Below are 22,922 nucleotides of genomic sequence, written 5' to 3'. Positions count from 1 at the left end.
TCACCCCTTCGTCAAGTCTTTAACGAATTTTGGTAAAGCGAAGCAGGCCTGATGCAGCTCCTCTGTATAATACTTCGTTTCCATCTCTCCAAATCGATGAGCAGGAACCTGAAGAGGATCATAAATTTTACTGCCCATCGTAAATGTCCAAAGACCGCTTGGATACGTTGGAATATTAGCGGTGTACACTTTCGTGATGGGAAATGTTTCTTTAACGTCTCCATAAACCTGGCGAATCAAATCAGCCTTGAACCAAGGATTATCAGTCTGAGCCACGAAGATCCCGTCTTCTTTTAAGGCTTTCGCAATGCCTTCATAGAAGCCTTTGGAAAATAGATTAACGGCTGGACCTACCGGTTCCGTTGAATCTACCATAATGACGTCATATGCTCGTTCGCTTTCCGCAATGTGCATAAAGCCATCCGCCACTTTAACTTCCACCCGCTTATCATCCAGCGCCCCTGCAATGGAAGGGAGATAGTGCTTGGAGTATTCAATAACCTTGCCGTCAATTTCTACAAGCGTTGCTTTTTCGACACTTTCATGCTTGAGTACTTCACGAATTACACCGCCATCTCCGCCGCCTACTACCAGCACCTGTTTCGGGCTAGGGTGGGTATGGAGTGGAACATGGGCTAGCATCTCATGGTAAACAAACTCGTCTTTTTCTGTGGTCATAACCATGTCGTCCAGTACGAGCATATTGCCCCATTCTTCTGTCTCAAGCATCTCTAACTCTTGAAAATCAGTTTTTTCTTTATGAAGAGACTGTTTAACTTTAGCCGTAATGCCGAAATTTTCCGTTTGCTTCTCAGTAAACCACGTGCTCATCTATTCATTCTCCTTTGTATATCTATAGTTCTCTATTACAGAATTCGTCATGAGAGGTTTATTTTACTACGTATTCTCACATAATAATAGCAGTCTTTATTCATTCTTAACAGTTGGGAGTTTAGAAGAATGATCCTTTTTATACGAATGACTTACCGCTGGTCAAAGCGAGCATTCAAATGGACATTGATCAGCCTTGTCTTAACAGGAACTGGAATCTTACTTGTCTTGGGATTTGCAATCACCCAGGGCCCTCCTTCTTTAATGACCGAACAGAATACGGTTTATTATAGTCAGGGAGAGGATATTATTGGAGAAGATCATGGAGCGGAAGAACGATACTGGATCACCATTGATGAAATGCCGGATGCGATAAAGGAAGCGACGATAGCTATTGAAGACCGTCGATTTTACGATCATTTTGGCTTTGATCCCAAACGGATTGCTGGTGCTGCTTTAACCGATCTTAAACAGATGAGCATGGTGGAAGGAGCAAGCACGATTACTCAGCAGTACGCTCGTAACCTTTATTTATCTCATGATAAAACGTGGAAGCGAAAAATCCAAGAGGCTCTCTATGCCCTGAGACTAGAGATCTTCTATAATAAAGATGAAATTTTGGAAGGCTATTTAAACACGATTTATTATGGACATGGAGCCTACGGAATTGAAGCAGCGAGCCGCTATTACTTTAATAAAAATGCAGAAGAGTTAACGCTGACGGAAGCCTCTATGCTTGCAGGCGTTCCTAAAGGTCCAAGCTATTACTCTCCTCTGAACAATGCAGAGAACGCGGCCTCGCGCCAGAAACTAATTTTGGGAGAAATGGAGAAGAGCGGATTCATTACTTCTTCTGAAAAAAATGAAGCGGTGGAAGCCAGTCTAGTATACTCAGATCACTCTGACAGTTCCGACAAAGAAGCCGCACCATACTTTCAGGACCATGTCGTTGCAGAAGCTGCCAGAATTCTTGATATTACACCTGAAGAAGTTAAAACAGGTGGCTATCACATTCATACCACACTTATCAAAGACCATCAGAACACGCTTGAAAAACAAATCGACCGTCACATTCCTCCAGAAGAAGATATTCAAATCGCTGCTGCCATTATGAACAGTCATAACGGTGCGATTACAGCGCTGATCGGCGGCCGGGATTACGAAACCAGCGCTTATAACCGGGCTACTCAGGCGAAGCGTCAAGTAGGATCGACCATTAAGCCTTTCCTATATTACGCAGCACTGGCAGAAGGGTATTCACCGGTCACTATGATTGAAAGTAAGCCAACCGATTTTCAAATAGGTGATAACGGAAAAGTCTACAGTCCAACCAATTTTGGTGACCAATATGCAGACAAGCCGATTACAATGGCTCAGGCGCTTGCGGTATCTGACAATATTTATGCTGTATCCACCAACATGGATATCGGTCCTGATAAACTTGCGAAAACACTGGACACATTTGGTATTTCGACTCGTGCCAAACCTGTTCCTTCTCTTGCCCTTGGTTCTACTTCTATTTCTCTTTATGAAATGATGAGTGCTTACGGGAAAATGGTGAAAGGTTCTGAATCTCTGGAGGGTCACACCATTGAGAAAATTACAGATCGTCACGAAAATATACTTTTTGAATATCAGCCGGTATTTAATAAAGAGAAAGAAATCGATCCGAATCGTGCCTTTACTATTACTCACATGATGACAGGGATGTTTGATTCTTCCCTTGATGGATATGCTTCTGTTACAGGCAGTCCTATAAAGGGAAAACTGACTCGTATGTACGGCGGCAAATCAGGTACAACAGATTATGACAGCTGGATGATTGGCTTCAGCCCACAGTTTTTATCAGGAGTATGGGTTGGCCATGATGAAGGCGGCCGAAAACTTGAAACATTCAATGAAAAAAGATATGCCAAAGCTGTTTGGGCAGACACCATGGAATTAATTCATGAACCACTTCCATCAGCAGCCTTTATTCCAACCCCGGATGTAAAAGGGGTTTATATCGACCCTGAAACCGGGCACAGGTCCGGTCCTAATTGTCCGAAAGAACGTCTCATGTATATGGATAAAAGCGACATTCCAAAAGAAGTTTGCGGGGGCAATGAAGATAAGGATAAAGAAGAAATTGAGAATGAGTTTAAAAATGACCCATGGTTCAAAGATGTAGTAGACTGGTTCTTTTAAATAATCTAAAAAAAGACAAAGAAAACGACCGGCGGCAACCCGGTCGTTTTCTTTGTCCTAGTAATACATGTATAACCATGTGTTACTAAATATATTACCCATTCTGCCAGTACGTCAAGATTCCGAGTACCCTTTCGACCATTTTTTAGTGAACATTTTGTGAACAAATTATTCACCTAAATAATTGAAACATCGGTAAGGTCATCCAGAGAAATTTGAACTTTTTCTTTCGTTTCCCAATGTACGCCATAAACTTTACGCTTCAGTTTGTGAATGTACTCCATTTTCATGGGAATTTCTTCATAGTCAAAACCATTATGGATTTTGACGCGTACCGTCAGATCGTCGTTTAAAGCCCGCTGCAGTAAAAAGTCAATCTCAATGGCCTTCTGCTCATCAATAATCCCTTTCTCTACCCGCTCATCTTCCTTCCATAATTTCTTTATCATCTCTACATGCTCCGGCAGCATCAGCGATGTCCACTTAATTGTACCCCGGTCACGGTTACGGCTATCCATAGTTGATCATCCTCCTTATGCGAACATTTGTTCTTATTGTAGCACAAAACCTCTGTTCGTAAACTGGAATTTACAGGATAATCACTTTTAAGCGGGTTTTATCAGGCTTCCTTAACTATAAGATTCGTTCCTTTACATTTTCTTAATAACTTAGAAAATTAATTCTCTAACACCATCTCGAATTCAAGTCTTCAACAATAGGGCCGGTTTGTGGAAGACTCCTGTGGGATGAACATGATCGGTAAGATCCCGCAGGGCTGTTAAGCCCGAGGAAGCTTACCACAAGGGGTGTTCGACTAAGATCGCCACGTCCTGTGGCAACGTCAAACGACCCTGCGTCGTGCAGGGCCGGAAAGCGAAATCGTCCCCCGCAGGACCTAATTCTCACAAAAAACTCGAAATTAAGTCTTACAGTATCGGGAGCTTACCTGGAAGACTTAATACTTACGACAGACCCTGGGTTCAAGACCACTGATAAAATCGGGCAGTAAAAAAGCACTTTCTCTGAGGGAAAGTGCTTTTTCTCGTAATTTATTGGACACCAAGAGAATCTTTTAGGTCCTGACTTGTATTTTCCCATAAATCTGGCTTGAACTCACGGAGATATTCCCCGAGAATCGTTCTTGATTTTTCGTCCATATGCTCGACAACGAACTTTCCTTTTAAGGACTTATCCATATGGTTAACATGCTCCGGCATCAGCTTATAGCCTCGTTTAATCGAACGGTCAACGACAATTTCACTGCCCGCTACTCCGTAGTAGCAAGGCTTTCCTTCCTGATAATCCACAGTTACCCAGACGATCCAGTATAATAAACCATTCGCTACGACTTCACGGTCCGTAATAAATTTCACCCGCTTCTCCACCGCACTACGGGCATGCAGAGCCCCCATATCGACAAAGGCCTTCTCTTCATTTGGATCCACGATCACCGGGGTCATGTTTTCAAGGCTGATGGAGCCTACTCCATATCCACCGTGCCCATCCGTTGCGTCATCCTTAATAATCGTGAACTGTTTCTTCTTTTTATCACTTTTATCATCATTATTTTTAAATTGCTCAAATTCTTTCATGACAAACTGAACCTCCTCTAAACATGACTGATTTTTCCCTATTTTAACATAGAATCCACTCTTTGTTTTAGCATAAGGAATTGGATAAACCATTCATATAAACAGCTATTCATGTATTTAATGCTTTCTTCAAAGCATGCAGGGCCTGCATAACCTCCTGAATATCCTCTTCCCCGTTCCTTTGACGGTGGGCATGAAGCAGCACTGGTCAAACAGACTCCACCGAACGCCCAAAATCATACATCCACTCATACCGCGGCACCATCCACGTGTGGAAGTGGTGGGTGGTATCCTAATTATAGAAATAATAAACAAACTCAATTCCTAATAGCTGCTCCTTCTGCCCGCTGTTTACCCCTCATATTATACCCTTAATCAAACGCTTGTTTAATACCTTTACTTTCCTTTTATAACGCCTTTAACAGCCCTCTACGAGGAACGATGTTCGCTGTTGATAAAAACAAAGCTTTCATCTGAAGGGTCACCCGTTTTTCTACTTGCAGGTTTCCTTTTACGGAAAAACTTCTTCCACCCCATTGGGTTAGAAACAGGGACACCTACCCGTTTATGCTGAACTTCCTTGATTCCTTGAATAATGAGCTGCATAGACAGTATAATCCCCATAAAGCAAAGAAGGGCTGGGATAATAAACCACCATCTCCCCGTCATTAATGAGTCTTTCGCTGCTCCAATCAGTCCAGACCACTCATATGTAGTACTCGTTGGAGGATCACTCTGCATGGGAGTGTAATCTACATTTGTTCCTCCAAAATAGATATTAAATACGCCTAGATGGATAAAAATCAGCAGTGTCTGAATAAACTGCTGTCCAAACACAATCCCCATCCGCGCACTTAAATGCGGAAGCAGATGCTTCCAAAGTAAATGGAGCGAACTACCTCCAAGAATTTTCGCACTTACCACATATTCCTCTTGCATGAGGAGTTTCATTTCACTGCCAAATAACGTAACAATCAAAGGTACAGCAAGCATTACCAGAATCACTCCCTGATAGATGATCCGTTCCGTCTGGGTCGTTGTAAAACCGCCCGGCGGCATCCATAGAACTGGGGTCAACAGCAAGAATGCAATAATGGTCATAGGCAGGAAGTGCATACCATCCACCAGTTTTTCCACCCCGCGCTGGATTCGGGCAGGAAGGAAAAATGTATAAGGGATCGCTAACAAAAAACCAAGACTCATTCTTAAAAAGGCTATGACAAGGGCAAAGAGAATCGTATACTTGGCTCCTGCCAGCAGCTGATCGAAGATACTGTAACCGAGTGCATCCGTTCCTAGAAATATATACTCAGGTGAGTGAGGAGCAGCGCTTACCAGCCGCCCCTCCTCGTTCGTAATGTGATAAAACTTATCTATAAGAGGATCCGCTGTTAAACTATAAATTATGCTGACAACCACCGTTCCCGAAATAATGATAAACCCAATCAGAAATTTCAGATTACGGAAATGTGCTCCTATCGCTGCGAAAGCCTGTTTTATCCATTTCCCGCCTGGTTTAATGTGGAAATCACCTATAAAACGATTCATTCTCAAGCTGGTCTCTTTAACAATTTTATAATCCTTAAATATAAACAGCTCTGTCCCCTGATAAATGATGAAAAAAGGGGTGAAGATCATGAATAGGATCACTGCCGAGACGATTGGTCTAAAGTCCTCAATAAAAAAGCTTGTAATTCCATTCATATTAAAAATATATTCAATGATCAATAGACTTGATAAAGATCCCCAGAGGATAATTTTAGAATGAAAGAATATACTTTTTACAATATTCCTTATCACGTGTACGTTAAGAATTACGGCTTTTTCCAACCCTTTACTCTTAGCCATCTGGACATAAGACTTTGTCATCTCCTCATCCATCAGCATGAGAATGATTTTGTACATCGTAACTAACGGTAACACTGCAATCGCAATAATAGGCAGAATATATACCTTCTCCTGTCCCAGGGCCGCAAAGGAGACAATTTGTATATCTGTTTGCTTATAGAACCATACGACGAAAAGCTGCAAACAAAAAGCCAGTAATAAATCAGGCACAGCCTCTAGGATGTTCAGGAATCTCCCGATGATCGATTTTGTCCATCCAGGGAGAAACATGGTTCCGAGCGCTAACAAAAAAGCTAGTATAAACCCAAGCAGAAGACCTCCAAAGAACACCGTCATAGAGTATTGATAAGGTTCCAATAGAAATCCAAGCAGCGGTTCCGGACGGTCCTTATACATGTACACCCATTCAGCAGGCTTAAAAATATCAGTCATCAGTTGCTGAAGTTCAAAAAAGTAATTGGATATATCAAAGAAACTTCCCTCACTGAACAAAGCTGGGGACGCACTAATGAACAAAATACCTACAAGCCCCATTATGTAATAGATCATGAACTTAATGATTCTCATGCACTTCTCCCCTTACATCTCTAATTACTCACACTCATGACCTCACTTTTTCCTATGAATTATAAAAATAGTCAAAAAATTATTGATAAAAAAAGATATACTGACGTACAGTATATCTCTTTCTACCAATCATACTAATGAATCGCTCGTAATTTTTCAATAAACTTCCATCCATCCTGGATGTCTTCCTCTGTGTAATTCTGAGTACTTTTTACGGCGTAAACTTTTTCAGTGATTTCTTCACGAGGCAGACCCTCAAAGAAGAGCATCGTAGAAACCAACTCCAGAAATCGAGAACTTCTACCGTTCATTTCGCGGATATGGTCATGCAAGGGAGGCAGATCCATTTCATAATGATTTAGAAATTCACGGCCGCTTTCCGTAATCTCATAGCGGTACTGATAGTAATTTTTCTTTTCTTCTCTTTCCTCACTGATAAATCCAAGGTTACACATTTCCTCAATTCTAAGCGTTAATTCCTCTGAATAGGGTCCGTAAAAATGAAACTGATAGCGTTCTTCAAATGGAACCTCACACTTTTTAAGTATGTAGATCATTTTCTGCAGTTTTTTACGACCTACGATCTCATCCGTACTTGAGAAGAATTGCATCAGCTTCGCATGATTTTCCAACATGGAGCTTCACTCCTTATCCATACAATATTTCCATAATCCGCTTCTTCGTCTTACTACGATTGGACATTTCCTCCAGGCGGTCCAGAGGAATATACAGTTTATGATCTGTCCGCTTTTTGCCTGAGATGGCCTCGACAATATCAGAAAGACGTGACAACTCTCTTAATTCCTGACTCGGCTGCAGCAGATGGATTGGCAGACGCTCTTCCTCTTCACCTGGACGGTAGAAGTCATAAGGAAGATCAGAACTTGAATCCACCACCAGATAATAATCTGGATTCAGACCTGCTTTAGAGAATAATTTATACAGTTCCATCCATTGGTTCATCTGAGAATTCGGATTGAACTCAATATATTTAAACAGCCGGCGGTTAACAAATCGGTCACACAAGTCACTCAATACCGGGTCATCTTCTTCCATCCACATCTGGAAATAAAATAGGGTTACCGCTTCATCAAGTGCTAGATACTCATTAAGTGTCGGACTCCCGGTAAAAAAGGAAAGAAAATGGGTAGGCTTAAGCTTAAAGGTATAGCCTGATTCGTACAACTCTTTCGCCCGATGGAGAATTTTAGATAAGATAACCTCAGCACTACGGGTCACCGGGTGAAAATAAACCTGCCAGTACATTTGGTAACGACTCATAATGTAGTCTTCTACTGCGTGCATTCCACTTTCTTTTACTACCATCTGGTCTTCCATCGGGCGCATCACCCTTAAAATTCGTTCCATATCAAAATGCCCATAGCTGACCCCTGTGAAATATGCATCCCGTTGCAAATAATCCATCCGATCGGCATCGATTTGACTGGAGATCAAACTGACCACCAGCTTATTCGCGTACGTTTTATTGATGACATCGGCTACCTTTTTCGGGAAACCTTCTTCTACCTGGCTCAGAATCTTGTTAACTTCCGTATCCCCAAGTAAAATCTTTTGAGTATAATCTTCATGATCCAGTTTAAAAACCTTTTCGAAGGAATGGGAGAAAGGCCCGTGACCCAAATCATGGAGCAAAGCCGCACATAGACAAAGCAGTCGTTCGTCATCGTCCCAGTTCGGCCGGTCCTTAAAGTTTTCAATAATCCGGCGCACAATTTCATAAACGCCTAATGAATGGTTGAAGCGGCTATGTTCTGCCCCGTGAAACGTTAAATACGAGGTGCCCAGCTGCTTGATTCGCCTTAGCCGCTGAAATTCCGATGTTCCGATCAAATCCCAGATCACCCGGTCCCGCACGTGGACATAGCGATGGACGGGGTCCTTAAAAACCTTTTCTTCACTTAACTTCTCGTCACGATAGCCCATCAGTTTGTCCTTTCTTCACGACATTTTTAACTATTATATACCTTTATTTATGACAAAAAAACATCTTGACAGACAAAAAATGACAGATTGATTCTTTTACTCCTGTCTTTAAAGGCTTCAAGACATTCAACATTTTTATTAAAAGAATGATCGAGTACTTCTTAATCCTTTGAAGATTTTACAGCCGTTACGTCATTCATGCAACAGGTTTCTTCTGCTATAATGAAGAGTGGTGATTGCAGATAAAGGAGCACAGCTTTATGAAAAACATACATTCGTTATTAACACCTCAAAAATATCGTTTCATGGACCAAAGCGATTTAGGGCCCTCTTTTTCCGCCCTTCAGTCTTTCGCTATAGATGATGCCTTATCAATGTCGGTAGGAGAACGAATGAGCCCAACTGCAGCAAGGCTATGGGTTCATCATAATACAGTAGTTCTTGGAATTCCCGATGCTCGGCTGCCCTACATTAAGGATGGAATTGAATACCTGAAGTCGGAAGGATACCAGGTCATCGTGAGAAATTCAGGCGGTCTTGCCGTTGTACTGGATGATGGTGTCCTGAATTTATCACTCATCTTCCCGGACTCTAAAGAAGTGAACATTCATGATGGGTATGATGCTATGGTTTCGTTTACTCAACTGCTGTTTGAGGATTTGACCGATCAAATTAAAGCGTATGAAATTACTCGTTCTTATTGTCCAGGTACCTATGATTTAAGTATAGGCGGCCAAAAGTTTGCCGGAATTTCCCAGCGCCGGGTTAAAAATGGTTCAGCCGTTCAAATTTATTTGGATGTCAGTGGGAGCGGGGCTGAACGCGCGCGGCTTTTAAAGCAATTCTATGAAATTGGAAAGCGTGAAGAGAACACTCGCTTTACCTACCCCTCCATTGATCCGAAGGTTATGGCTTCTCTCAATGAACTATTAGGGACCAACCTCAGTGTATCTGACGTACGCGACCGGATACTTAAAAAACTCTCTGAGCTATCTGATGAAGTCACCGTTACTCCCCTGGAGGATCAAGAAATCGAATGGTTTAATAAACGCTTGGAACAAATGATCCAGCGGAATGAAAAAGCGCTCGACCACCTTACTTAAGGAGATCGGGCGCTTTCTTCATGTAAAGATATATCCTGTTTATCCATAAGTCACTGTTAGGCGATGCTTTTATAGCATGCTTATTAAACTAAAGGGCCGTTTACTGTAAGACTTGAATTCGAGATATTGATTATGAGGAAGGTCCTCCGGGGGACGATTTCGCTTTCCGTGGGCATGTGCTGAGCCTCCTCAGTCTTCGACTTCCGGGGTCTCACCGATCATGTTTATCCCACAGGAGTCTTCATCGTCCCCCTCCGGACCTTGCCAAATCAGTAGCTCAAAACCACTTAAGATATCTTCTTGATCCACAAAATGGGCATGTGAATATGAGGCTATTTTCATGCTATAAAGATCTGGAATAGCCTGTCATAGAAGCATTTAAGGCCAGTTAAGAAGGCGAGGATTCTCTCTTTTGGAAGGGTCCGTTATTCTTCTGTGGCTGGGTTGGTGGGGAAATAGCGAGACTCCCATGGGAGAAGGAACTAGGTGAGATCCCGCAGGGAGTGAAACGAGCGAGGAAGCTCATGGTAAAAGGAGGATCGACTAAGGTCGCCACATCCTGTGGCAACGTCGATCGGCCCTACGTCGTGTAGGGCCATAGGAAAGCGAGTTATTTCCCCGCCAGCCCTCTTCCAAATAGAGTAACGGGCCCCAATTGTCTCGAAACTGAGTCTTCCAGTAACGGGGGCTTTTGTTCAATATCAACAGGGAGATTTAACAAAGTAATTCATAGAAAAAGAGCCAGCGATTAGATCGCTGGCTCTTTTTGCGCTTATTATACAGATTGGGCGGCCGTAATGATCGCAAGTTTATAAACGTCATCGGCATTACAACCTCTTGAAAGATCGTTAACCGGCTGGTTCAAGCCTTGCAATACAGGGCCTACAGCATCGAAATTACCAAGACGCTGAGCAATTTTGTAGCCAATGTTACCTGCTTCAAGACTTGGGAAAATAAACGTATTCGCTTCACCTTTAAGTGGAGAATCCGGTGCTTTCTTCTCAGCCACAGAAGGCACGAAAGCTGCATCGAATTGGAATTCTCCATCAATAACCAGATCAGAATTCTGCTCTTTAGCAAGTTCTACAGCTTCCGTTACTTTTTCTGTTTCTGGAGATTTTGCTGAGCCTCTAGTAGAGAAGCTGAGCATAGCAACTCGTGGATCGATATCAAATAGCTTCGCTGTATCAGCACTAGCTAAAGCAATCTCAGCCAGATCCTGACTGTCAGGGTTAATGTTGATCGCACAGTCAGCGAAAACATACTTTTCTTCATCACGCACCATTACGAATACCCCAGACGTCTTCTTAATTCCAGGCTTTGTTTTAATGATCTGAAGAGCAGGTCTTACGGTATCTGCTGTGGAATGAGCTGCGCCACTCACAAGACCATCTGCTTTCCCCATATAAACAAGCATTGTACCAAAGTAGTTCTCGTCCTGCAGGACTTCACGCGCTTTCTCTTCGGTAGCTTTTCCTTTGCGGCGCTCTACGAAATTTGCCACCATTTCGTCAAAAGCATCATAATTTGCAGGATCCAGAATTTCAGCAGCGGAAATATCTACTCCAACTTCAGATGCTTTCTGTTTTACTTTATCTTCATTTCCGACTAGTACAGGTATCAGTAAACCTTCTGCCCCCAGCTGGCTGACAGCTGTTAAAATACGTTCATCCAAACCTTCCGGAAACACGACCTTCTTGCCTTGACCGTCTATCTTCGATTTCAATGTATCAAATAGGTTGCTCATATTGAACCCTCCAATTTTCATTTCTGTTATACATGATAAAAGGTTTTGTGTATAAATGAAAGTCATTCCTATTGATTTTTACAATGAAGCGATTTCATTATCATTTACCCTCTTTTAGCTGAGTTCATACGTTCAAAGGAATTTAATTCTTCTTACCCTATCCTTATCCTTTCACTATTTGTTCAAAGTCATTCCCATGATGTAATTAAGCAACTGTGTTATATTGAGAAAGGAAGTTTGCAATATAATAAACCAAATCATAAAGGAGCGATCGATACCATGCCAGAAGCAGTAGTAACCATGGATGGATGGTATTGCCTGCACGATTTCCGTTCAATTGACTGGACCTCTTGGAAATATGCCTCTAGTGAAGAACGCGAGCAGGCCATTCACGAATTCCAACAGATGATTTCTAAATGGGAAGACACCGAAAAAAGTAAACAGGGCAGCCATGCTCTCTACACCATTATGGGGCAGAAAGCTGATTTCATGATGATGATCTTACGTCCAACAATGGAAGAATTAAATGAAATCGAAACAGCTTTCAACAAAACCAAGCTTGCTGAGTTTACTACACCTGCATATTCTTATGTATCTGTGGTGGAACTCTCTAACTATATGGGCAATGCGAACGAAGATGACCCTGAAATTCAGGCGCGTTTGAAACCAACCCTTCCGAAGTGGAATCATATCTGCTTCTATCCAATGGACAAGCGCCGCCAAGGTAACGATAACTGGTACGTACTTGAAAAAGACGAACGTGCTAAGCTTATGTACGCGCACGGAATGACCGGACGCCAATATGCCGGCAAGATTCGCCAAATCATCACCGGCTCCATCGGCTTTGACGACTGGGAATGGGGCGTTACTCTATTTGCTCATGATGTGCTCCAGTTCAAAAAGCTTGTGTATGAAATGCGTTTTGATGAGGTTACGTCCCGTTACGGCGATTTCGGTTCCTTCTATATTGGAAACCTTCTTAAACCGGAAGCCGTTCCTCAATTCTTACATGTTTAATTTTGTAAAAGACTCTGCCCTCTTGAGGTGGAGTCTTTTTTTTAGGTTAATTATTAAGAACATTTAAGATACCCATCTACTCATAAGATCAACTACCTAAAACCTTCCACCTCAGGTCATCCATAATATGGATGACCTGAGGTGGAAGGTTTATCCTTTTCAAAAGGCAAGGCTTGATATTTTATTCATATCATAACGGTGGACTTACATATAGTGTTAAAGAGCAGTAACATGTCTGTATTAAAGCGAGGTGACAGCGTGGCTGTTATTCCTTACAACGAAGCGGACGTTAAGCTTCTTGGAAGACTCATGCGTGCAGAAGCAGAGGGTGATGGGCAATTGGGTATGCTTATGGTTGGGAACACGGGCGTGAATCGTGTACGGGGAGACTGTATTGATTTCACAGACATTGATTCGATACGGCAGATGGTCTATCAAAGTCCCGGAGGATTTGAAGCAACGCAAAAAGGATACTTTTACCAGCGATCCCGCGAAAAGGATCGGAGGCTGGCAAGGAAGGTTATTAATGGCAAGCGGTATCATCCGGCCAGCAACTCTCTCTGGTTCTTTATGCCTGGAGGCAGCTGCCCGGCCCAGTGGTTTGGTCAATGGAATACAGGAAGATTCAAGTCCCACTGTTTTTATTCTCCTACTAGGTCTGCTTGTCCAAGTGTGTACTAATTTATTGAAGGAGTGAGTGAATTGGCTCAGAAAAAACCATCTACAGGAGGCGCCCAGCAAGGGCAGCAGCAAATGTATAATCAACAGTCCTCCCCCTATTACGCGAGTAATCCATATATGTATTATTATCCAAGCGCTCCAGTTTCCAATCAAGGACAGGGAGGATACCCACCTGCTTACAGCGGTGGTGCGCAGGTGCCGCAGATGCCGCAGGGACAGACATCAAGTGGTGTAAATCCCCCAAACATGCTTCCTACAGAACAATCGTATATTGAAAACATTTTACGGTTGAATGCTGGAAAGGTAGCCACAGTTTACATGACGTTCGAGAATAATGACCAATGGAATGCTAAAGTTTTCAAAGGTATTATAGAGGCTGCCGGCCGGGACCATATCATTTTGAGTGATCCTGAAACAGGAAAACGCTATTTATTGCTGATGATTTATCTAGACTATATTACATTTGATGAAGAAATTAATTATAGCTATCCGTTCAACGGTGGAGGGTCAGGCTTTGCACAGTACCAGCCAAGATAATCAGCTTGAACTCATAAAAAAACTCGCTAAAATTAGTTAGCGAGTTTTTCTCCTATCAATAGAAAAGGGTGAACCCATGAGACATCCTTATGAAAATTTTTATAAAGCTCAATTAGGTGCACTGGCGTTAGCTGTTCTTTTAGCTGTGCTCGGCCTTTTTAAGCTAGAACACCAGTGGATTATCCTGCTCATGTTTTATGTCTTATCCGTAAGCTTTCTATTTGAAGCGTTAATTGAATGGAATACAAAGAATGTACCGAACGCTATCATTCAAGCACTTCGGGCTTTAATCATATTTTTGTTCACAACCATCCTCTACTTTTAAAGATGTTTAATGACTGCATAACCAAGCAAAATCCAGCCGATTAAAAAAGATAGTCCTCCGAGCGGTGTAATCATAGCAAACGTTTTAATACCTGTAGGCGCATAGATATAAAGACTTCCTGAGAATAGTATAATGCCTGCTACGAAAAACCACCCTGCTCCCGTCATCAATCCGGTCTGGATTTTGCTCATTAATAAGGCGGTCACAAATAAAGCCATTGTATGGAACATTTGATAATTAACCGCTTTCCCCCATTGCTCCAAGCCTTTTTCAGACACTTTCCCTTCTAGTCCATGTGCCCCGAAAGCTCCAAGAGCAACCGACAAAAAGCCATTTATAACCGCTAAAATTAAAATCAGTTTCATCGTTTAACTCCTCCTAAAAATCAAAAATAGATGATCCGTTGGCATCATCATCTTCCAGCCGTTTTTCTTCACTTTTTGGTTTGGAATCTGGCGTCTTATCGGCACCCATCATCTTTCTTATTTCATCGACTGTCGGTTCATGCATCGTTTGACTTCCTTTGTTAGAAGATACGGTTTCCTCCTGCCCCTGTTCCAAAAAAAGATCCGCTAACAGTCTAACAGAACGTATATGCTCACGAACCTTTTGCTCGTCTCCATGCTGAAGCATAGCTTCCTGTATTTCACTGGACATTTTTTTAAGGACGCTTTGATTTGATATCGCCATATAGTCAGACTCCTTTATTTCATACTAAAGAAAATAGTGTTCTGTCGTAGTTTAACACGCTGCCTGCAATTCTGTCTTATGATCCTCTTATCGTTCACAAAATAATAATTAATTGAGGAAACTGAAATAATAAAAGAGACCCTGATGATCATCAGGGTCTCTTTCGAGTGATTTGATATGGAGGAATTTAAAAGATAACACCGATTTTGTTCAAGAAAATCAATATTATAAGGATGGGAGCCATCCACTTCACGATAAAATACCAGAACCCTCCAATTGAAGAAGAGGACAAGTCCGCAGACTCCAGAGCTTCTGACTTTTTAAAGTACCATCCCACAAGAAGGGCCATAGACAGACCGCCAAGTGGCAAGAGAATATTGGAAGCAATATAATCCATGGAGTCCAGGATATTTCTTTCTCCAATCGGTGTAATGCCTGACCAAATACCGAAGCCTAAAGATACAGCAATTCCCATGACGAACATGATGGAGCCCATAAGAACACTTGTAGCAAAACGCGTCCATCCGAATACACGCATAAAATAAGCTGTAGGAACTTCCAGTATGGAGACAGACGAAGACAGAGAAGCCAGAATCAAGGCAAAGAAGAACACCAGACCAACGATTCCCCCAAGCGGCATCTGTTCAAAGATACTCGGAAGTGTAATAAATACGAGCGGAGGTCCTGAGCTTGGATCTATACCGAAGGCAAAAACGGCAGGGAAAATCACAAGCCCCGAGATCACCGCAAAGAATGTATCCATTAATCCGATGCCCAAAGCCGCGCTGGGAAGTTTATTCTCTTTCCTTAAGTAACTTCCATACGTAAGCATTGCCCCCATCCCAAGACTAAGCGAGAAGAAGGCCTGTCCTAGGGCAGCAATATAAATAGAAGGTTCACTTAGTGCCGACCAATTCGGCTGGAATAAAAACTTAACCCCTTCTGAAGCACCATCAAGCGATATACTGAATACCGCCAAAGCTATGAGAATTAAAGCCAGTAACGGCATAAAAATTTTATTCGCTGCTTCAATACCTTTTTTAACACCACTTAATACAATAACAATTGTTAAAATCATGAAGAGTGCCGTCCAGGCAATTGGATGCCACGTATGGCCTATAAATTGACCGAAAGCTCCTTCGTACCCGACTGCCGGCTGTGTAAAAAATGATCCATTGATATAATTCCAGAAATAAAAGATAGCCCAGCCTGCAACTACGGCATAGAAACTTAAAATAAGAAAAGCACTGATAATACCGAAAAAGCCTGTTAGATACCAGGGTGTTCCTTTAGCAAGCTTTTGAAAAGACCCTACTACATCACTTTCTGCTTTCCGTCCAATACTTACCTCTGTAAGTAATAAAGGAATTCCAATAATAAGCACGAATAACAGATAGAGTAATAAAAAAGCTCCTCCACCATTATTACCGGCTACGAATGAAAAACGCCATATATTTCCCAGACCTACGGCAGAGCCCATAGCGGCCAGCATAAAACCTAATTTTGTCCCCCATTTTTCTCTATGCATAGCTTTCAACTCCTTTCCTACATTTCTCTCTACTTTTGTAGAGTCAAGCTCTCAGATAGCATGGTGGCCATACTAAATATCCATCAGCATACCATAGAATAAATGGATGTCCATATGAATTCTGAAAATTTCATATTATTTACAGGCGTACATCAAAGTTTGAGGAGATCGATGGGTTCTTCTTCCTTTTCTCTGAGTGTTTTGACTCAAATGCCATGCATTCAATTCCTGTCGCATGAAATACCAGCTGAGAAGGCATCTCCTTAGCTTTAAAACCATAGGCAGCGCAGGCTCTAGGAAAAGTTGGATTCCAAGTTGTATAAAAATGCTTACATTGAAAGCAATTAACCTGTCCTTTCATTTCCTACCCCCTTTCACTGGGCAAACGTATGGTAAAATCATCATAGCACAGCGAAAATTGATTCACTAGGATGTGTACCTAATGAAAAATTGGTTCGGAACAGGGAGTCGTTATTCCTTTGAAATGCTGGGCACCAGTCACATAATTATGCTTTTTATCTTCACGATTATTCTTTTCGGTATTGCCCTGGCTTCTAAATGGCTTCATACACATTACCATGGTCGTCAGGTTGTGAGGTTTTCTTTACTGGTCCTTCTTCTGCTTTCAGAGATCAGTTATCAGGTGTGGGCGTCTGTAAATGGAGTGTGGAGTCTGGCCGGCCATGTGCCTCTCCACCTATGCGGAATCGCTTCTTTAATAGGGATCTACACGCTTATTACCTATCAGCCAACGCTTATAAAAATAAATTTTTTCATAGGAATCCTTCCTGCTCTTATTGCCCTGATCACTCCAGACGTACCCTTTGACTTTCACCATTACCGCTTCTGGAAATTCTTCCTGCACCATATGGCTATTCCCTGGACGAGTTTGTTTCTTGTAGTGACCTCTTCTGTCCGAATTACTTGGAAGGATATGACTTATAGTTACTTATTGTTATTGGGATATGCTCTTATTATAGGTTTTTTTAACCCTCTCCTAGGTTCCAATTATTTGTATTTAGAACACCCTCCCACTGTCTTTACTCCTCTCAGCCTTATGGGGGATGGAATGATTTACTATCTTAATTTAGCCGCAACTGCGTTCCTTGCATTTGCCTTTATGTACGGCTTTTATAAACTGGGATCCAGAATTAAACTTCTCTAAACAAAACAGAGCGGTCTTCAGCAGACCGCCCTGTTTATGATTAGGCTTATTCAAAGCTTACCCCGCAACCGGTATGAGCGCCGCCAGTACGGTAATTTTAAACCACCTTATGTTCTGTTATGCCTCCCGGAATATGATAAAAAATTCAAACTTTTTCTCTAATAGATAAATCGGATATTCCCCCAGCAAATCCAAGGCTCACCAATCCAAACCCAATTTAACGACGTTCCTTTCTACAAAAAACGAGTGGTTCGTAAGCCATCCCCAGTTGACCAATGGCCCACACACTCGACAAACAAAAAAACGCCTCCTCTATTAGAAGAGACGACAGGTACTTAACGCTGATTATATAAATTTTCAAGTCTTTGAATTCTTGCTTCCAGAAGCTCATAATCTTCCTTTGACACAAATCCGAGTTCTTTCATACGATCCTGCATTTTTGCTTTCGACTGATCGGACCATTCTTTATCAACGTTCTCGCCTTTGCTGATCCAGGAATTGATCATCGTTTTCGCTTGTGCTGGGCTCACATCTCCGTGTTTCACCATTTCATTCACCATTTTCTCGAACTTCTCTTTTCCGCTGATAGCTGCTCCCAACCCTAAATGAAATCCTTTCTTCAGTAAATCACTCATATTTCATTCCTCCTAGTATGGTGTATTCGTTTGAGCATTTTAAAATGACTTATGACACAGCTTATGAAACCTATAAAACCTAAGCCAAGCAGAGATATACCTATCCAAATTGATGGAAGCAATGTCTGGACCACTGTAAGATACAATACTGCAGCACCCGAACTTATGAAAATAAATGATAGAAGGGCATAAAATAAGTAAAATTGGTGAAATAGATGGTTCCTTTGGTGATAGCTCTTCCATTCTCTCTCCTTATCACCATCTTCCAAATATTCGACGAGCGCTCTTGGTAAAGATAAGAGGGGCCGGGCAGTTTCCTTGGCTACTTCTTTAAATATGGAATAATCCGAGTCTTCTCCTGACACCCATTCCTTGATTACTGGACGTCCCCATTGAATCAAATCCACTTGAGGATATACACTGCTGAGAACTCCTACGATAATCGATGTAGCTCTGCCCAGAAAAGCATAGTCAGCAGGAAGCTGAATCGGCTGGTCTTTAACAAATTGCTGAATATCCATCATCATATCATTCATCATATTCGCATCCAGCTTGTCAAAGTTCCCTTCCAGATACATATCGGTCGTTTGCTTGATCAGTTTCTTCACGCGTTCTGTGTCTGCGTTTTCCAATAAAAAATCCATATCCTGTAAAGCGGAGATCACCCGGTCATAGTCTTCCAGAATAAAGCCTTGAACCATGGACCGGATAGAGTTCGCGTCTTCCTGTCGGATTTCCCCCACCATCCCAAAATCAATAACCACAATGGTTCCGTCTGATTGCAGCATTAGATTTCCTGGATGAGGATCAGAATGGAACATTCCCGCATCGAGAAATTGCTCAACGCTTAAATCAAATAATGTTTTCGCAATTTGCTCCCGGCTAATCTGATGCTTCTTTATAAAAGACAGGTCCGTAACTTTTGTCCCTTCGATCCACTCCATGACAAGGACACGTTTGGTAGACAAATCCTTGTAGTAATCCGGAATATAAACAGAAGGAAAGTGAGTGAATCTTTTTTTGAACTTATTTCCATTCTCCAGCTCCATCGTAAAGTCCAGTTCATTGCTAATTACCCTGACAACCTCACGATACAAAGCTGGTAAATCAGCTTTCTTCCCATAAGATGTAAAATGGTCCACCAGCCAGAAAACAATTTTCAAGGCTTTGAAATCCATTTGAAAAATATCCTTCACACGGTAGCGCTGAACTTTAACCGCAACATCTGTCCCGTCTTTTAATGAACCTTTATAGACTTCACCGATAGAGGCTGATGCCACTGGGTCTTCATGAATAGTAGATAAATGATCTTCCAGATTCGCATTCCAGTCCTCTTCCATTATTTCTTTCGATCTGTAAAAAGGCATAGGTTCTACTCTATCTACAAGTCCTTCTAATTCTTTAATAAAAGCACGCGGAAGCAAGTCACCTCGTGAACTTAAAAACTGTCCAAATTTAATAAGAAGTCCGCCTAGAGAGATAGCTTTTCTTCGGTACTCACCAGCCTGTTTCTCCAGCATATCTTCCCATTTTCTTTTGGTATCCTGATCCCATATGCGATGTCTTTTTTGAAACCAAAAGATTTGAACAAGGAACTTTATGGACATCCAGACAATAATGGCAATTCTGTAAATCGATATGTATTTTAGACGATTTTTCATCCCTGTGTCTCCCTTATAAACATTCCTATCCTCCATTTCCCCTGACTCACTCAAGTCAATCATTTAAATGACAGGAAGATCTGTCCAGGTCCTCATGTTCCCGCAAGGCCCCTTACCTCAGGCTTGAATTTTGATTCTCTGTTGTGTCATGATTTGTTTAAAAGAAGGCTCTGTTAAACCTCCGTGTTGATTTCACGATTAAGCTCCCGAGACTGGAAGACTCAGTTTCGAGATAAATGGGGTTCGTTACTATAATTGGAAGAGGGCTGTTGGGGAAATAACTCGCTTTCCTATGTCCCTACAGGAGGTGGGGGCGATCGACCCTGCGTCGTGCAGGACCGGAAAGCGAATCATCCCCCGCAGGACCTTTCCTCTCATAAAATATCTCGAAACTGAGTCTTACAGTGTACGGCCCTATAGCGTAATAAGCCTTTTATAAAATACAATAATAACCTTTAACAGAGTCAAAAAGAAAGGTGATTCTATGAATATTAGCGAGCTTGAAGTCAAGAATCTACATACCGTTGCCAATTGGCTTTATCATATGAACGAAATAGACCACCACTATGTTGCCTGGCTGGCTTCAGATCCTAATGAAATATTTGAACAAATCTGGACGCTCACTCAGTTCAAGGAACCTCTGGCTTACGTGGCATGGGAGGGAGAAGAAATCATTGGATTTTTAGGAATTCTTCCTTTTTTCGAACAAAAACTTTGCCGCTTGCTTGGACCATTCGCTACAAAAGAACATCAGGCAGTGATTGAAAGCATGTGGGACAAGGCCTCGGTCACTATGCAGCTTTATTTCGATGTAGTGAAAGTCGCTTGTTTTGAAGCTAACCATCATCTTCTCGCCTTCACGAAACGCCATGACTTTGAGTTATACAACGTAGAAAAGACGCTGGCTGTTCATCGAACGAACTTCGACCCTTCTGCGAAGGAGAGTTCTTCCATCGTGGATTTGCATCAAGATGATTTTGAGGATGTTGATAAACTGCACCCCAAAGCATCCTATTATACAACAGAGGAAATGATGCAGTTATCCAGACATTCGGGCAATCAATTGTGGGGTTATCAAATAGATGGTGCAATCGCAGGATATTTATATTTTGAAACAATCCTTGAAGGCCATGAAGGAGAAATATGTTTTGTGAACGTAAGTAAACATGAACAGGGAAGCGGAATCGGGACTGAATTGATTGAACACGCGCTTCAATACGCTTTTCACGCTCTTGATTTAGATGTCGTTACTCTTTCCGTTCGCACACAAAATGAACAGGCAGAAAACCTTTATAAGCGATTCGGATTTAGAGTAATCAACACCATCCACGCTTATCAAAAGACCATCGAAAAACAGAAACCGCCTGTACTGAACATATTTCACTAAGTGTTGTCCAGATTCTTTAAGGAGGGAAACGGTTATGGAAGAAGTCATTAGAAACGCTCTAGCTTCCATTGGAGATCAGTCGCCGATTGAAGCCATGAAGCAAGTGAGCGGTGGAGATATCAATCAATCTTATTACATTAAAACGAATAAACAATCATACTTTATTAAAGGAAATGAAGGGGTTCCTTCTCATTTTTTTAAGGTGGAAGCCGACGGTCTTGAACGGATCCAAAAAACGAATACGATCAACGTTCCGCACGTGCATTATTATGACGAGCCGGCAAATGGTGAAAAAGGCGTAATCGTTATGGATTGGATACAGCAAGGCGGTAAAGCATCTCCTGAAGAGCTGGGCCGAAATTTAGCCCTTATGCATAAACAGACGGCTGATCGCTATGGACTGGGCCACTCTACCTTTGTAGGCGAGCTAGACCAGCCGAATGATTGGAAGACTTCCTGGCTTGACTATTACAGAGACTATCGACTGAAACCTCAGCTCCATTTAGCCATTAATAATGGACGGGCTTCTGCGCAACGGCGTTCGAAACTCGAGGCATTATTAGGGAAACTCGAGCAATGGATACCAGAAAACCCTGAGGCTTCACTCCTGCATGGAGATCTATGGGGTGGAAACTGGATGGCAGATGCAGAAGGCCGCCCTTACCTTATTGATCCTTCCGTCCTGTATGGAGATCATGCATTCGAACTAGCCTTTACAGAATTATTCGGAGGATTTCCTTCTTCCTTTTATAAAGCTTACGAGAATACTTTTCCGCTTCCTGCCAACTACGAAGAGATCAAACCGCTCTACCAACTCTTTTATTTACTTGTTCATCTCAATATGTTCGGAGAAGGTTACGGGGGCAGCGTAGATCGAATTCTACGCCAATATGCAGACTAAAAACGTCATTGTTTTCAAGTTAGTCTAACTTTATAAAAGGTGCGAGATACGTTTGTTGCAGTAAATATTTCTTGTCCGACTGACTGGCCCAAAAGGCCAGTCTTTTTTTATCACTGCCAACCCCAACTCCCCTTCCTTGTAAAGTAAGAGCTGCTTGTTAAATTCCGCTTTCTCAGATGAAGACCAATTTTTTTTGAAATATCCGGCGATATGCTGACAAACATTGGCATGAGATCCCCGAGTCGGTTTGTTATTCAAAAGTTTCCTCAAATTAAACTCATAGTTTTCTAATAATTGATCTTTAGATTCATGCGTATGATTTGCAGCTATACTTCCCAGTTTCTTCAATAGACCAGGGTGAAAACTCATCAATAAGTATTTTTGACGAGCATGAAAAGTCTGGATCGAATATCTCCTGGTTTTGACATGATTGAAATCATCTAAGATAAAGAGTTTAGTGAACAAAGAATCATAATAGTTTTGGTGGAGAATATCCGTAACTTTCTTCCGCAAATATAAAATAGATGGTATCCGAATTTCTGACACTGAAGTTTTTCGCAATTTCATCTCCCTCAT

General features: G+C 41.9%; 23 protein-coding genes. 9 read left to right on the top strand and 14 right to left on the bottom strand.

Annotation, left to right across the window (positions count from 1 at the left end; all coding sequences use genetic code 11):
* Complete coding sequence (gene speE, locus ACTWPM_RS11185) at positions 1-831, bottom strand: spermidine synthase (protein WP_443133120.1); 831 nt, start codon at positions 829-831, stop codon at positions 1-3.
* Between the two features lie 129 nt (positions 832-960).
* Here speE and ACTWPM_RS11180 point away from each other — a divergent pair, with 129 nt between their 5' ends.
* On the top strand, positions 961-3,018 hold the full coding sequence (locus ACTWPM_RS11180) for a transglycosylase domain-containing protein (protein ID WP_443133119.1): 2,058 nt from the start codon (positions 961-963) through the stop codon (positions 3,016-3,018).
* Between the two features lie 176 nt (positions 3,019-3,194).
* On the opposite strand, the gene ACTWPM_RS11175 is transcribed toward ACTWPM_RS11180, so the two are convergent.
* The 5 genes from ACTWPM_RS11175 to ACTWPM_RS11155 form a co-directional block, all read right to left on the bottom strand.
* Positions 3,195-3,536 carry a YolD-like family protein gene (locus tag ACTWPM_RS11175; protein WP_443133118.1) on the bottom strand — a complete coding sequence of 114 codons (342 nt, stop codon included), beginning with the start codon at positions 3,534-3,536 and terminating at the stop codon, positions 3,195-3,197.
* Positions 3,537-4,067: 531 nt separating this feature from the next.
* Complete coding sequence (locus ACTWPM_RS11170) at positions 4,068-4,610, bottom strand: YwhD family protein (protein ID WP_443133117.1); 543 nt, start codon at positions 4,608-4,610, stop codon at positions 4,068-4,070.
* A 429-nt stretch (positions 4,611-5,039) separates the two neighbouring features.
* Positions 5,040-7,025, bottom strand: coding sequence for an ABC transporter permease subunit (locus tag ACTWPM_RS11165; RefSeq protein WP_443133116.1), 1,986 nt, complete (start codon positions 7,023-7,025; stop codon positions 5,040-5,042).
* Between the two features lie 134 nt (positions 7,026-7,159).
* Positions 7,160-7,660 (bottom strand): YwgA family protein, encoded by a 501-nt coding sequence (locus ACTWPM_RS11160; protein WP_443133115.1) that lies wholly within the window; start codon positions 7,658-7,660, stop codon positions 7,160-7,162.
* A 13-nt stretch (positions 7,661-7,673) separates the two neighbouring features.
* Positions 7,674-8,969, bottom strand: a complete 1,296-nt coding sequence (locus ACTWPM_RS11155; protein ID WP_443133114.1) for an HD domain-containing protein — start codon at positions 8,967-8,969, stop codon at positions 7,674-7,676.
* Positions 8,970-9,229: 260 nt separating this feature from the next.
* Here ACTWPM_RS11155 and ACTWPM_RS11150 point away from each other — a divergent pair, with 260 nt between their 5' ends.
* Entirely contained in the window at positions 9,230-10,072 is an 843-nt protein-coding gene (locus tag ACTWPM_RS11150) for a lipoate--protein ligase family protein (RefSeq protein WP_443133113.1), read from the top strand.
* A 775-nt stretch (positions 10,073-10,847) separates the two neighbouring features.
* Here ACTWPM_RS11150 and pta read toward each other — a convergent pair.
* Positions 10,848-11,819 carry a phosphate acetyltransferase gene (gene pta / locus ACTWPM_RS11145; protein ID WP_443133112.1) on the bottom strand — a complete coding sequence of 324 codons (972 nt, stop codon included), beginning with the start codon at positions 11,817-11,819 and terminating at the stop codon, positions 10,848-10,850.
* A 279-nt stretch (positions 11,820-12,098) separates the two neighbouring features.
* Between pta and hemQ the strand changes: the two genes are divergently transcribed.
* From hemQ to ACTWPM_RS11125, 4 genes are all read left to right on the top strand, one after another.
* Positions 12,099-12,836 carry a hydrogen peroxide-dependent heme synthase gene (hemQ, locus tag ACTWPM_RS11140; protein WP_443133111.1) on the top strand — a complete coding sequence of 246 codons (738 nt, stop codon included), beginning with the start codon at positions 12,099-12,101 and terminating at the stop codon, positions 12,834-12,836.
* Between the two features lie 258 nt (positions 12,837-13,094).
* Entirely contained in the window at positions 13,095-13,517 is a 423-nt protein-coding gene (locus tag ACTWPM_RS11135) for a cell wall hydrolase (RefSeq protein WP_014644883.1), read from the top strand.
* 21 nt (positions 13,518-13,538) lie between these two features.
* A complete protein-coding gene (gene gerQ, locus ACTWPM_RS11130) occupies positions 13,539-14,054 on the top strand; it encodes a spore coat protein GerQ (RefSeq protein ID WP_443133110.1) in 516 nt (171 codons plus the stop codon).
* 76 nt (positions 14,055-14,130) lie between these two features.
* Positions 14,131-14,379 carry a hypothetical protein gene (locus ACTWPM_RS11125; protein WP_443133109.1) on the top strand — a complete coding sequence of 83 codons (249 nt, stop codon included), beginning with the start codon at positions 14,131-14,133 and terminating at the stop codon, positions 14,377-14,379.
* Here ACTWPM_RS11125 and ACTWPM_RS11120 read toward each other — a convergent pair.
* The 4 genes from ACTWPM_RS11120 to ACTWPM_RS11105 form a co-directional block, all read right to left on the bottom strand.
* Positions 14,376-14,744, bottom strand: a complete 369-nt coding sequence (locus tag ACTWPM_RS11120) for a DUF423 domain-containing protein (RefSeq protein WP_443133108.1) — start codon at positions 14,742-14,744, stop codon at positions 14,376-14,378. The two genes, ACTWPM_RS11125 and ACTWPM_RS11120, sit on opposite strands and share 4 nt — an antisense overlap.
* 13 nt (positions 14,745-14,757) lie before the next feature.
* Positions 14,758-15,069 carry a YwdI family protein gene (locus ACTWPM_RS11115; RefSeq protein WP_443133107.1) on the bottom strand — a complete coding sequence of 104 codons (312 nt, stop codon included), beginning with the start codon at positions 15,067-15,069 and terminating at the stop codon, positions 14,758-14,760.
* Positions 15,070-15,256: 187 nt separating this feature from the next.
* Positions 15,257-16,597 (bottom strand): sodium-dependent transporter, encoded by a 1,341-nt coding sequence (locus tag ACTWPM_RS11110; protein ID WP_443133106.1) that lies wholly within the window; start codon positions 16,595-16,597, stop codon positions 15,257-15,259.
* A gap of 139 nt (positions 16,598-16,736) precedes the next feature.
* Positions 16,737-16,958, bottom strand: coding sequence for a uracil-DNA glycosylase (locus ACTWPM_RS11105; protein ID WP_443133105.1), 222 nt, complete (start codon positions 16,956-16,958; stop codon positions 16,737-16,739).
* An 81-nt stretch (positions 16,959-17,039) separates the two neighbouring features.
* Here ACTWPM_RS11105 and ACTWPM_RS11100 point away from each other — a divergent pair, with 81 nt between their 5' ends.
* Positions 17,040-17,762, top strand: coding sequence for a YwaF family protein (locus tag ACTWPM_RS11100; protein ID WP_443133104.1), 723 nt, complete (start codon positions 17,040-17,042; stop codon positions 17,760-17,762).
* A gap of 335 nt (positions 17,763-18,097) precedes the next feature.
* On the opposite strand, the gene ACTWPM_RS11095 is transcribed toward ACTWPM_RS11100, so the two are convergent.
* Positions 18,098-18,397, bottom strand: a complete 300-nt coding sequence (locus tag ACTWPM_RS11095) for a phasin family protein (RefSeq protein ID WP_443133103.1) — start codon at positions 18,395-18,397, stop codon at positions 18,098-18,100.
* The gene (locus ACTWPM_RS11090) at positions 18,394-20,058 is read right to left on the bottom strand and encodes an ABC1 kinase family protein (RefSeq protein WP_443133102.1); all 1,665 of its coding nucleotides are present in this window, start codon (positions 20,056-20,058) and stop codon (positions 18,394-18,396) included. Before ACTWPM_RS11090 ends, ACTWPM_RS11095 begins: the two co-directional genes overlap by 4 nt.
* Before the next feature lie 484 nt (positions 20,059-20,542).
* On the opposite strand from ACTWPM_RS11090, the gene ACTWPM_RS11085 reads away from it, so the two are divergent.
* The gene (locus ACTWPM_RS11085) at positions 20,543-21,445 is read left to right on the top strand and encodes a GNAT family N-acetyltransferase (protein WP_443133101.1); all 903 of its coding nucleotides are present in this window, start codon (positions 20,543-20,545) and stop codon (positions 21,443-21,445) included.
* Positions 21,446-21,479: 34 nt separating this feature from the next.
* Complete coding sequence (locus tag ACTWPM_RS11080) at positions 21,480-22,346, top strand: fructosamine kinase family protein (protein ID WP_443133100.1); 867 nt, start codon at positions 21,480-21,482, stop codon at positions 22,344-22,346.
* Between the two features lie 30 nt (positions 22,347-22,376).
* Here ACTWPM_RS11080 and ACTWPM_RS11075 read toward each other — a convergent pair whose 3' ends face one another.
* The gene (locus ACTWPM_RS11075; protein ID WP_443133099.1) at positions 22,377-22,913 is read right to left on the bottom strand and encodes a DUF1722 domain-containing protein; all 537 of its coding nucleotides are present in this window, start codon (positions 22,911-22,913) and stop codon (positions 22,377-22,379) included.
* Between the last annotated feature and the right edge of the window lie 9 nt (positions 22,914-22,922).

The organism is Halobacillus sp. K22 (genome assembly GCF_052246795.1).
Taxonomy (GTDB): Bacteria; Bacillota; Bacilli; order Bacillales; family Halobacillaceae; genus Halobacillus.
The sequence above is the reverse complement of the archived record's forward strand: the minus strand, read 5'-3'. Positions and strand labels throughout refer to the sequence as shown.

Bases quoted from the DNA above. Each gene is read 5' to 3' on its own strand.
- speE (WP_443133120.1), bottom strand. From the start codon at position 831: ATGAGCACGTGGTTTACTGAGAAGCAAACGGAAAATTTCGGCATTACG.
- ACTWPM_RS11180 (WP_443133119.1), top strand. From the start codon at position 961: ATGATCCTTTTTATACGAATGACTTACCGCTGGTCAAAGCGAGCATTC.
- ACTWPM_RS11175 (WP_443133118.1), bottom strand. From the start codon at position 3,536: ATGGATAGCCGTAACCGTGACCGGGGTACAATTAAGTGGACATCGCTG.
- ACTWPM_RS11170 (WP_443133117.1), bottom strand. From the start codon at position 4,610: ATGAAAGAATTTGAGCAATTTAAAAATAATGATGATAAAAGTGATAAA.
- ACTWPM_RS11165 (WP_443133116.1), bottom strand. From the start codon at position 7,025: ATGAGAATCATTAAGTTCATGATCTATTACATAATGGGGCTTGTAGGT.
- ACTWPM_RS11160 (WP_443133115.1), bottom strand. From the start codon at position 7,660: ATGTTGGAAAATCATGCGAAGCTGATGCAATTCTTCTCAAGTACGGAT.
- ACTWPM_RS11155 (WP_443133114.1), bottom strand. From the start codon at position 8,969: ATGGGCTATCGTGACGAGAAGTTAAGTGAAGAAAAGGTTTTTAAGGAC.
- ACTWPM_RS11150 (WP_443133113.1), top strand. From the start codon at position 9,230: ATGAAAAACATACATTCGTTATTAACACCTCAAAAATATCGTTTCATG.
- pta (WP_443133112.1), bottom strand. From the start codon at position 11,819: ATGAGCAACCTATTTGATACATTGAAATCGAAGATAGACGGTCAAGGC.
- hemQ (WP_443133111.1), top strand. From the start codon at position 12,099: ATGCCAGAAGCAGTAGTAACCATGGATGGATGGTATTGCCTGCACGAT.
- ACTWPM_RS11125 (WP_443133109.1), top strand. From the start codon at position 14,131: ATGAGACATCCTTATGAAAATTTTTATAAAGCTCAATTAGGTGCACTG.
- ACTWPM_RS11120 (WP_443133108.1), bottom strand. From the start codon at position 14,744: ATGAAACTGATTTTAATTTTAGCGGTTATAAATGGCTTTTTGTCGGTT.
- ACTWPM_RS11115 (WP_443133107.1), bottom strand. From the start codon at position 15,069: ATGGCGATATCAAATCAAAGCGTCCTTAAAAAAATGTCCAGTGAAATA.
- ACTWPM_RS11110 (WP_443133106.1), bottom strand. From the start codon at position 16,597: ATGCATAGAGAAAAATGGGGGACAAAATTAGGTTTTATGCTGGCCGCT.
- ACTWPM_RS11105 (WP_443133105.1), bottom strand. From the start codon at position 16,958: ATGAAAGGACAGGTTAATTGCTTTCAATGTAAGCATTTTTATACAACT.
- ACTWPM_RS11100 (WP_443133104.1), top strand. From the start codon at position 17,040: ATGAAAAATTGGTTCGGAACAGGGAGTCGTTATTCCTTTGAAATGCTG.
- ACTWPM_RS11095 (WP_443133103.1), bottom strand. From the start codon at position 18,397: ATGAGTGATTTACTGAAGAAAGGATTTCATTTAGGGTTGGGAGCAGCT.
- ACTWPM_RS11090 (WP_443133102.1), bottom strand. From the start codon at position 20,058: ATGAAAAATCGTCTAAAATACATATCGATTTACAGAATTGCCATTATT.
- ACTWPM_RS11085 (WP_443133101.1), top strand. From the start codon at position 20,543: ATGAATATTAGCGAGCTTGAAGTCAAGAATCTACATACCGTTGCCAAT.
- ACTWPM_RS11080 (WP_443133100.1), top strand. From the start codon at position 21,480: ATGGAAGAAGTCATTAGAAACGCTCTAGCTTCCATTGGAGATCAGTCG.
- ACTWPM_RS11075 (WP_443133099.1), bottom strand. From the start codon at position 22,913: ATGAAATTGCGAAAAACTTCAGTGTCAGAAATTCGGATACCATCTATT.